Raw genomic sequence first — 10,723 nt, 5'->3', positions numbered from 1 at the left:
GCGCCGCGGGTGGGCGGCCCGGCGCGGGCTGCTCGCGGCGGGACCCGTCGGACGCCTCCCGCCGGGCGGAGGGCACGGAGCCGGGGGAGTCGTCCACAGCCGTGGGTCCCTCGGGGCCGGGTGCCTCGGCCACGGTGGGGGAGGGCTCCGGGGCGTCGGCGGTGACCGGCGGGTCCAGGTCGGCCGGGGTGATCTCCGTGCCCGGGGTGTCCCGCACGGGGGCGGGCCACAGGGCGGTGGAGGGCTCGCCGGTGGACGGTTCCGCGCGCCGCTGTCCCGCCGTGTGCGCGGTGAGCCGGCGACGCGCCTGGGCGATCTTCATGCCGTGGGACTCGATCACCGAGCGGCACCGCCGCACCACGTCGGTCAGCGACGGCCGGTCCCCGGCGTCCTGGGCCAGCATGCCGGTCAGGAGCGGCACCAGGTCGTCGGGCACACCCGACAGGTCCGGCGCCGTATGGGGGTCGGTGACGAGGTGGAACACCATGTACGGGGTCGCCGCCTCGTGCGGATAGTGACTCGTCGAGGCGAAGAGCAGCAGCGCGCCCAGCGCGTACACGTCCACGGCCGCCGTCAGCGGCTTCACGCCCGCGGCCTGCTCGGGGGCCATGCAGATCGGGGTGCCGACGACCTGGTGCGGGGCGGTGAGGGAGATGGTCGACTCGGTGAACGCGGCCAGCCCGAAGTCGATGATCTTCGGGCCGTTCGGTCCGAGCAGGACGTTGGCCGGCTTGAGGTCGCGGTGCAGCAGGCCCTGGGTGTGCACGGCCGACAGGGCCTCGGCGAGGATCGCGCCGAGCGCGGCCGTGAGGACGGACGGCAGCGGGCCGTGCGTGGTGACGTGCCGTGCGAGGTCCGGGCCGTCCACGTACTCCGTGGCCAGCCACGGCTGGTCCGCCTCCGCGTCGGCACCCAGGAACGCCGCGATGCGCGGACCCCAGATGGTCTTGAGTACCTCGATCTCCTGCGCGAACCGCTGCCGGGACTCGGAGTCCACCACCGACGGTTTGATCACCTTGACCGCGGCGGGCTCACCGCCGGGCGACTCGCCCAGGAAGACCTGGCCCATGCCGCCCTGGCCGATCCGGCCGAGGAGTTCGAAGTCGCCCAGCACGCGCGGGTCCTCGGGGTTCAGGGGCGTGATCTGCACGGGCGTCCTCGGAATTCGGTCATGGGCGAGCGTCTGATCAGCCGCGATGCGCGCCTGGAGACACGGTAGTGGATGCGGTGGGGGTCGGGAACGGGAGTTGCGGAACGGAGATATCACCCCCTATGGGTGAAGAGCGCGTGGAGGGTGCGTGCGAGGGGCGTGACGTCACGTCCCTCGCGGCAGCAACTGGCCGCCCGTGAGTCCGCCCGACAGCAGGCGTGCCGTCTCCTCCGCCAGCCGTGCTGCCCGCTGTGTCTCCGTCCGGAGTGCGTGCACGTGCCGGAACACCTCCCCGTACTGCCGCTGCTCCGCCAGCGGCAGCAGCGGTACGCGCAGCCGCCCCGGACTGAGGTGGAGCGTGGAGCTGCCGGTCGAGGCGCCGGCCAGGTTGGCCTCGGCGCTCAGGAATCCGAGGAGGAACCAGGGGTCCAGCCGGGCCGGGTCCGGCCGGAAGAGGTGAACGCCGGCCCCGAGCAGGGCGTCGGCCTCCTCCTCGCCCGCGACCCGGGCCACGGGGCCGGTGCCGCCGACCAGGTTGCGGACCAGGACGTCGCCCTCGGCGATCTCCGGCATCTGCTCGGCCTGCACGTCCAGGACCTGTCCCGTCGGTCCGGTCCCGCGAGCGATGTCATCACCCGTCAGAGTGCGCCAACGTTCGCCACCGTAGGCACCGGTCTCCGCAGCCTCCGCCTCGGCGGCCATCGCCCGCGGCGGAACCGGAACCGCGCGCAGCACCTTCAGCGCCCCGCCCCGGGCCAGGTCCGACACCGTGGCCGTGCGCCACTGGCGGGCCGAAGCCCCCGCGGCGTCCCACGACGCCGTGTCGGCCAGCTCGGCCACCGTCCGCACTGCCGCGGCCAGCCCTTCCCGGGCCGCCGCGGCCTCGTGGGCCAGTTCCTGCGGGTCGACGTCCGCCTGCGAGGCACGCACCTGCCGGGCCGGGGTCACGTCGACGACCTCGTCGAGCAGGTCGACGACGCTCACCGCCCGCGCCACACCGGCCTGCGCCTCGAACCCGTCCGGGTCCTCGGCGTACGCCGTCCACACGGAGAGGATCTGCTCCGTCACCCGCGCCCAGTCCACCGAACCCGAACGGCTCCCGCCGCGCCCCGGCACCGACGGCTCGCCCACCGTGTCTACGAAGAGCACCGTCTGGTACGCCGGCCGGGTCGGCTCCGGACGTTGCAGCACCCACACCTGCAGGCCGATGTGGAGCGGGATCGCCGCCCCCGGCGGCAGGGCCGCCACCGCGCGCAGCGCGCCGCTGCGGATCAGCTCGGCGCGGATGCGGCGGCCGGAGGAACGGGACGCCGTGGCCGGCGGGAGGAGCAGCACGGCGTGGCCGCCCGGTTCGAGGTGGGACAGCGCGTGCTGGACCCAGGCCAGTTCGGACTCGGCGCGGGGCGGGAAGCCGTACGCCCAGCGCGAGTCGTAGGCCAGTTCGTCGTGGCCCCAGTCCCGGTCGCCGTAGGGGGGGTTGCACAGCACGGCGTCGACGGTGAGGTCCGGGAAGGCGTCGGCACGCAGGCTGTCGCCCGTGCGCACGGTGACGTCCGCGCCCTCCCCGGCCGTCAGGGTCAGGCCGACCGCGGTGCGCCGGGCCTGGACGGGGAGGCTGTCCTGCCCGTACAGCTCGCGCGCGCCGCGTGCCGCCGCGGCCGTCAACAGGGTGCCGCTGCCGCAGGCGGGGTCGAGGACGCGGGCCGGGGAGCCCGGGACCAGGCGGGCCAGCAGGTCGGCGAGCGGGGCCGGGGTGCGGTAGGCGCCGCTGGCGGCGCTGTCCTCCAGCTCCCGCTCCGCCAGGACGCCCAGCGCCGTCTGCGCGCCCTCGTCGCGGACGCAGAGCAGCAGGGCACGCAGGACCGCGGTGTCGGCGTCGGTGAACCGGACGGGTTCCGTGTCCGGCACCACGTCCGCGGCCCCGGCCGCCGCGTCGCTCGCCTGCTTCACCAGGTCGGCGTCGGGCAGCGCGAGCAGGCCGGTGAGGTCGTCGGCGGGGCGGCGGGCCGCGGCCAGGACCAACAGGAGCAGGTCGGACGTGCCGGCGTCGGCCCGCTCGCGGAGGCGCAGGGTGGTGCGCAGCTCCCCGCTGGGCGTGGCCGCCGTGTGCTGTCCGCGGGAGGCGAGCCAGGCGCGGACCTCCTCCAGGTCGTACAGCGGGCTGCTGTCCGTGCCGCCCGAGGGCGCGGGGAAGTCGTCGTGCCGGCGTCGCCAGTTGCTGACGGTGGCGCGCGTGACCCCCGCGATGCGGGAGATCTCGGCGGCTGTCACCTGGGCTGATGGTGCGGGTGGCTGCGGCATGGGTGTGGTCCTGGCTCCGATGGTCGGCGTGGTCACACCCTACAACGCACGTCAACTCATGCAAGCTGTTGGACAGTGCTTTCGCGTTCATGCTTACATGGGCTCGCTTCCGTCGGCGAGCAGCGCTCTACGGCGTGAAGCGTCACTTCCCTTGCCACAACCATGTCCTCGAGCGCCCAGCCCTTCGCCCTGCCCCGCCCTCCCGGCGGGACGCCGAGGGACGCGCGGCACCTCGGGGCCGGGCGACGGCCGATCGACCACCACCCAGGGGGGGAACCCATGCGCCTGACCATGCCGAGCGGCACCCCGGAAGGAATCCCGCTCACCGTCATGCCGTTCCGCGAGGACGCGGTCATTGGCACCATGTCCCTCGCGACGCTGGTGCGCCTTGTGCCGTCACCGCGTCAGGAGGAGGACCCGCGCGCTCTCAAGGCCGCGTCCGGGCACGACCGGCGCCGCGCCGAACTGCGCGCGACCGTGCAGCGGACGCTGAAGTCCCAGAAGGGCAGGAACATCCCGGACTACGCCGAGTACATCGCCGCCGGCATCCTCGGCAAGCACGGCTCCGCCTGGTCCACGCCCCCGATCACGCTCTGGCACGCGGGCGAGATCGCCGCGATGAGCGACGAACTGGTCCCCGGCTCGGGCCTGCGGACACTGACCGTCGCCCCGGACGCCATGGTGATCGCCATCGACGGCGAGACCCAGACCACCGCCTGGCACGACATCTACCGGGACCCGGAGTCCTTCGGCCTCACCTACACGGAGCTCGGCCGGCGGGTCCGCATCCCCTTCGAGCTCTACCTGGGGATCTCCCCGGCGGACGCGCGGCAGATCTTCTACGACCGCAACGTCAAGGGCGTCGACGTCGCCAAGAACCTGGCCATGTCCATGGACCAGCGCGACCTCGCCACCCGCCTCGCCCACACCGTCGGCGAGAGGCTCGAGGTCGAGTCGGACGGGCAGCGGATGCCGTTCGCCAGGCTGGTCAACGCCGGCAAGCGGCAGCTCACCAGGACCGACCAGGAGGTCGTGACGCTGTCCGCGCTGCGGACGCTGGTCGTCACCACCGTCTTCGGCGGCAAGGGCGTGCAGTACTCGGCGGCCAACGTCCACGAGGGCGACCTGCCGCCCCACACCGACGCCGACGAGGTGGAGACGGTCGTCGTCCGTCTGGTGTCCCGGCTGATCGGGGGCCGCTTCCCGGACTTCGCCCGGCGCAGCGCCATCACCGCCCCGGCCGTGATGGCGGGCCTCGGCATCCTGCTGCACCGCGTCACCCCCTGGTGCGCCCCGGGTGACGTCATGAGCTACGAGACGGTCGAGCGCCTGCTCGCCGACGTCCGCTGGGAGCGCGAGCCCGCCTACTGGGACGGCGTCTGCGCCAGCGTCGGCTCCACCGGCCGGCTCAACTTCAGCGGCGGCGTGAAGGACTCCGCCGGCCGCGTCGCGGGCGCTCTCCTCGACCCGCACAGCGAGCTGGGCCGGAAGGTCCGGGGTCTGCGGAGCTGAACAGGCCCGCGGTGCGGATCCCTTGATGCCGGGACCTGCTCGGCCGAGCCCCCTCCGGACGGGGCCCACCCGTGGGGCACGGCCCATGGCTCCCGCACCCACGCACTGATCGCACACTCTGTGCGGCTCGCTCACCACCACCCGCGACCTGGAAGGCCATCGTGACGATCACCGAGCACACCGAGCTGGTCCGTCGCTTCGCCGACGACTTCACCGCCCTGCAGGAGGCCGTCCTCGCCCGCATGAACGGGATCTGCGCTCCGGAGACCGCCGCGGCCCTGGAACACGCCTCGCTCGCCGGTCCCATCACCGTCGCTCTCGCCCACGCCGACGTCCTCGCCCGCGGGGCCGTCCGACGTGCGGAACTCTCGGTGCAGCCCCCCGAGCGGCTGCGACGGCTGCGCACACACGCGCGCAGGGTGCGACGGGCCCGGTCGCAGGCGGAGACCGTGTACAAGGAGCAGCGTGCCCGCCGCCTCACCGGTCGCTCCCGGACGGTGGACACGCTGGAGCTGAGGGTGGCGCGCACGGCGTTCGCGGCGGCCTTCGACGAGGCCCTGCGGCAGGAGCTCCGCGACAGAGGGCTGCCGGACGGCACGCCGCAGGCGCCGGAGAGCGGCCTCGCCCAGTGGGCCTGGGACCGGAAGGCGGCAGGCGGTGAACTGCCGGCACCGGTGCGTAAACTGCGGGAATACGACGCCTTCGTCCAGGCCCTCCTGCGCGACGCCCGGGAGGAGGAGAACCCGTACCTCCCGCACGACGCGGTGGCCGAACGGTGGAGCCGCCACGCCCGCGCCGCGCTGGCCTGGGGCCGCTACGCCATCGGCAGGGCCGAACGGGACGCACTCGCCTGCTCCCTCTCCGCGCGGCGCACTCGACTCGACGCTCTGGACGACGCCTACCAGGACACCGCGGTTCTCGCCGCCCGCTCACGCGAAGCCCTGCTCCGGGCCACGGACCTCCATGACCGGATGCGGGCCTGCGTCACCACGGGGCCCTTCGCGGAACTCATCGCGCAGTGCCGCGCCGCGGCTCTGGCGCGCTTCGCCGACGCCGAGCCCGAGGCGTGGCACGGCGTGCGTGAGCTGACCGTGAGGCACCAGGCGGATTGCCCCGACCAGGCCGACGGCTGCCCGCACTGTCACCGAGCTCTCGCCACCGTCCTCGCCGACGCCCTCCCTGCCGGCACGGACGAGGACGTCGACGGCGAGCACCCGACGGTGGCGGTTCCGGTCGACGAGGACCGCTACGCCCTGCTCGCCGACCTCCCCGACACCGCCGTCGTGGCCGTCGCCGACGCCGCCGTCGGTGACGAGTCCGCACTGTGCGGCTACGGCTGGGCCGCCGAGGACGGGACCACCGGACACGGCGACTCCCTGGCTTCGAGCAGCGGTGAGGCCGAAGTCATCGGTATCTGCGCTGCCGCCCTCAGCCTCCTCGAGTGCCACGAGGACGCACCCGTGGTCCTCCTGTGCGACAGCATCGAGGCGGTCGGCGTGGTCGACACGGCCCTGCGCTCCGCCGACCCGGCGGCCGTCCACCGCACCCTTCTCTTCCCGGAGAGCCGACAGCTGATGGACCGCCTGGTGCGCCACCGCCACCGCGTCCAGGTCCGCTGGCTGAAGGGCCACGCCGGACACGACCTCAACGAGACCGCCGACGCCTTCGCCCGCCTCGCCCTCCGCCGTGTCACCGGCCGGATCCTTCCCTCCACCGCCCGGAAGGAGGAGGCGCGGATCCTGCGCTCGCTCGGCTCCGATGCCGGCCCCCTCTCGGTCGCTGCCTGAGTTCACGCCGTCTGCGGACAACCCCACCACCGTGAGAACCGGTCTTCCTTGCCCGGACGAAAGTGAGCGATGCCCTTCATGACCCGTCCCCGTGGCGCGTTTTCCGCGACTTCCCTACTCACACGTACAAGGCATGGCGAGCAACTTCCTTACCAGGTATGCAAATTCGGAGAAAACACGGAGATGGGGGAGCGGCTGGGGATCCGTCCGGTCAAAGGCTCCGGCAACCCTTATGCCGCCGTCGCCAGGAACTGCTCGTACAACCAAGCCTTCGGCCGGTACGTCTTTACTCAGGCATGGATGAAAAGGATCCGCGAGGAGGCCGGGATGGTCGAGAAGTGCCGCGCGTTCTTCTGCGGGGAGTCACGCATGAAGACGGGGCCGTCACGTCGAAGGGTCAGTTTGGGGGGTGTTACGTGCCTGAGCAAGCCAGATGGGTGGGGTGGCGCACGCCGGGGCGATCGCCGGCGGAGGTGCGGACGGCACCTGCCGCAGTGGCGTGACGCGTGTATCCGGAGAGCGCCGCCCGAGCAGCAGTCCAATTGACGGACCCCTATCCCACTCGTATCCCCTGCACGGATAACCTTTGGCTGCAGGTCGGATTGATTGATGCGCCCGGGTGTCGCGGTGGGTGCCGCGATTGCTGCGGATGCATCGCCTTTAGTGAAGCTCTGGCCATGTCTTCCGGGTGGTCGTGCGATTGCTGCAAGGGGCGTTTGTGGGAACGGTGGGGGATGGGTGGGACGTCTCTGCGTGTTGTGCGCCGTCGGGTTGCCCCGGGCAGTGTCAGTAGAGAGTTACGCCTGAGGGGGCGTTCGGCAGTGGCCCGTTGAGTGGCGGGTTCAGGGTGACGTGGAAGACCGTTCCATGCCGGGGAATTTCACGAACAGGGCATTGGAACATCTCTTTTGGGGGCAGAGTGGACCATTCTTATCAGGCGTGGCAGGACGTGCTGGCCGAGGAGTTCTTCGGACGGCAGCACGCCGGCCACCCGACGCTGTTCTACGTCGACGACGACGTGGAGCAGGAGCTCAGGCACGGATACGGCCTGGAGGAGCCCCTAGCCCGGTGCGTGGGCAGGTTCCTGCGGCTGGGGACCGCGGAACCGTACGGTGCGCTGGAGGACTACCGCTGGCGCAGGCGGCAGCAGGACAAGGACGGCGTGCCCGCCTTCCTGCCGCTACTGGCCTGTTCGGTGATGGCCGCGTCCCGGATGGTGAACGACCGGAACCACCGGGCCACCGCCTACCACGCCCGCTTCTCCGAGCTGCTGACCGGCGACGGGAAGCAACTGGGCAGCCACCACTACGAGCCTGTCTCCCGCATGTGGCAGGTGCTGGCCTCCTGGCAGCACAGCCAGAAGGGCGCGCGAGGCCTCTGCACCCTTCCCGCCCCCGCCGACCTGCCCTCCAACCGCAGCATGATCGGGTTCGCCCAGTCCCAGGCGCTCCTCAGCGGCGCGGACCGGTCCTTCATGCCGAAGTTCTTCCGGTCCCTGCGGGAGCACGGCACGACCTGGCCCCTGCCGGGGGAGACGCTGCTGGCCCAGATCGAGATCCGGGGTATGGAGCGGCACTTCTCCAAGGGCTTCCGCAACGCGCTGCAGGAGGAGGAGTTCCGGCCCTTCCTCGCCAAGTTGATCGGCAACTACGCCGCTTCCTGGGACGGTTCGGACGAGCTGGTGCCCACCGGTGTCACCCGGGCCGAACTCCTGGTGCGGCTGGACGCGGGGCGTCTCGGCTGGGTGGCGCGCCTGCGGACCCCGGAGCGGAAGAAGCGCATCGAGCTCAAGGGCGGCGTCGCCCTCGAGCAGCTCGGCGACACCGTCTACTACGAGGTGACGGGTCTGCCCGCCCCGAGTGCGGACACCCTCACCAGGGGCATCCGCCGCGACGGAGACAACCTGGTGCTCAGCCGTCCCTCCTCTTCCGTCCTGGTGCTCGCACGGGACGACGTGCTCGGCGTCTGGGCCGGCACCGACGGCTTCCGACCGGGAGAGGCACACGTGGTGCTCGCCGCCCCGACCGCACAGCGGGACGTGCAGCGACTGCTGGACAAGGCCGCGACCGCGGGCCGGAGCGCCGACACCAGCAAGCTGGCCTGGGTGCCGCAGGGCTGGTCCCTGCACAAACCCGTCACCTTCGACGACGCGGTCACCCTGCGCCGGGCGCTGAAGGAGGTCCAGGGCGCGGTCGGCCTCCTGCAGCCCCCGGCGCAGTTCAAGCTCCGCCTCGAGGGCGGACTGAAGCTCGCGCCCGTGCTCGATCCCCACTTGTACCTGCGGGGAGGCGAGCCCCAGGTGGTCCTCCCGGACGCCACGGAGGGCACGGGAACCCTCCTGGTCGACGGGAAGGAACGGCCCGAGCTCAAGAAGGCGATCGCCGCGGGCCGTCCCGTCCCCCTGGCCGTGCTCCGGCTGGAGCCGGGCCGCCACACGGTGAGCTACGCAGGCGTGGAGATCGGCTTCGCCACCGCGGACCAGGCCGTCGTCGAGCCGAAGATGACCAAGGTCTGCGGCTTCACCGTCGTGGACGGCAAGGCCTCGGAGTCGCCCTCCCTCCTCGTCGAGCAGAGCCTGTCGACCGGCGTCACCGGCGCCGACTGCACGAACGCCACCGCTCAGGACGCGGCAGCCGTCATGGAGCTGTGCCGTCGGGACGCGGACGAGGTGCTGTTCGCGGCGGCCGACGGACGGCTGTGGACGTTGGATGCCCCGGAGCAACCGGACTGGTGGACGGAACACCTCCCCGACACCCCCGCCCCGCTCCGCTTCGAGGCCGACTTCCACGGCATCGGCGGCTGGCTCCTGGAGCGCCGGAGCGGACGCTGGAAGGGCCGCCCGGTGAACCCCGGAACGCCGAAGCCGAAGAGCACCGGCAACCCGCGGGCCTGGGCCCGCGCCGTCCTCAACGCCCAGCAGGCGTCCGTCGAGCCCTCGTGGGCCGCGTACGTGCAGACAGCGAAGGAGCTGGACCGATGAGCAGCAACGAGTTCGGTGGGATCCTCCTGCGCTGGCTGAGCGAGAGCCGCAGCGGCAAGGCGTCCGCACTGCGCGACGGGGTCCGCAGCCAGGCCCAGGCATGGGGCCTGGCGCTGAAGGAGTACGCCGACTGGGACTGGATGCGCAAGGCCGCCGCCCTCGGCTTCATCGACGTGGACCTGCGCGCCGACCGCTGGTCGGTGGCTCCGCCGGTACTGACCCGGCTGCCCCACGCCGACGGCCTTGCGCTGCTGACCGGCGCGCGCACCGCGCGGACCAGCACGCGTGTCGAGGAGGCGGCACAGGAGTGGATGGAGCTGATCACCGTCCCCCACCGGCCGGAGACCGGTGAGGCGCCGCTGCCCGACACCCTCCTGTTCCAGTACGAGGACCCGCGGACCCTCCAGGAAGCCGCGGAGTTCCTCGGGGCCCGCCATGTGCCCTGCGCCGCCTTGCAGTTGATGGAGCTTCTTCCGCAGGCAGCGCCGGGCGCCGAGTCCGCACCGCCCGGTGGGAGCACCGCCAACACGCTGGAGAAGTACGAGCTGCGCCTCCAGCGGTTCGTCCCCGTGGCGAGGGACGACGAGGACGGCCTGTACCGGTGGCGCGGAGCCGACTACGCACGCCTGACCCGGGTCCGCCGCAACGGCGTCTTCCACGCGGTGGAACGCGAGACGGGCATCTACCTGGAACTCGCCCGCCACCGCACCGGCGCGATGCGCTGGCGGCCGGAATCCGGCCAGGGCCGGGCCGGCGTCGGCCGGCTCTTCGTCGACCGGTACGCGCCCCTGCCCGCCCTGCACGAGCGCGCGGCCGTCCTGTGCAGCGGTTTCCCGCCCTCGGTGGGCAAGCAGGCGCAGACCCGCGCGTACGACAACGTGCCGAGGGCGCTCGCCGAGGCGATCGCGGCCTCGCTGTGTCAGAACCTGGAGACCATGGCGCGACCGGTGGCGGCCACCGGCGGGAGGACCAAGTGAGTGCGGGACAGCAGAC

The 10,723-nt window shown here is 72.5% G+C and carries 6 protein-coding genes; 4 read left to right on the top strand and 2 right to left on the bottom strand.

Annotated elements, in window-relative coordinates; genetic code table 11:
* On the bottom strand, positions 1–1,150 hold a 1,150-nt coding region (locus B7L92_RS14725; protein WP_081237934.1), incomplete at its 3' end, for a serine/threonine-protein kinase.
* Positions 1,151–1,315: 165 nt separating this feature from the next.
* Complete coding sequence (locus B7L92_RS14720; RefSeq protein ID WP_081237932.1) at positions 1,316–3,421, bottom strand: N-6 DNA methylase; 2,106 nt, start codon at positions 3,419–3,421, stop codon at positions 1,316–1,318.
* Between the two features lie 309 nt (positions 3,422–3,730).
* Here B7L92_RS14720 and B7L92_RS14715 point away from each other — a divergent pair, with 309 nt between their 5' ends.
* The 4 genes from B7L92_RS14715 to B7L92_RS14700 all read left to right on the top strand — a co-directional run bounded on the left by B7L92_RS14715 (position 3,731) and on the right by B7L92_RS14700 (position 10,707).
* On the top strand, positions 3,731–4,963 hold the full coding sequence (locus B7L92_RS14715; protein WP_081237930.1) for a DNA sulfur modification protein DndB: 1,233 nt from the start codon (positions 3,731–3,733) through the stop codon (positions 4,961–4,963).
* Positions 4,964–5,124: 161 nt separating this feature from the next.
* Entirely contained in the window at positions 5,125–6,750 is a 1,626-nt protein-coding gene (locus tag B7L92_RS14710) for an RNase H family protein (RefSeq protein ID WP_081237928.1), read from the top strand.
* 919 nt (positions 6,751–7,669) lie between these two features.
* Positions 7,670–9,730, top strand: coding sequence for a hypothetical protein (locus B7L92_RS14705; RefSeq protein WP_143626323.1), 2,061 nt, complete (start codon positions 7,670–7,672; stop codon positions 9,728–9,730).
* The gene (locus tag B7L92_RS14700) at positions 9,727–10,707 is read left to right on the top strand and encodes a hypothetical protein (RefSeq protein ID WP_081237924.1); all 981 of its coding nucleotides are present in this window, start codon (positions 9,727–9,729) and stop codon (positions 10,705–10,707) included. Before B7L92_RS14705 ends, B7L92_RS14700 begins: the two co-directional genes overlap by 4 nt.
* Positions 10,708–10,723 lie beyond the last annotated feature (16 nt).

Origin of the sequence: Streptomyces viridosporus, assembly GCF_002078235.1 — a bacterium.
Lineage (GTDB): Bacteria > Actinomycetota > Actinomycetes > Streptomycetales > Streptomycetaceae > Streptomyces > Streptomyces viridosporus.
This window is presented reverse-complemented; position numbering and strand designations above follow the sequence as displayed.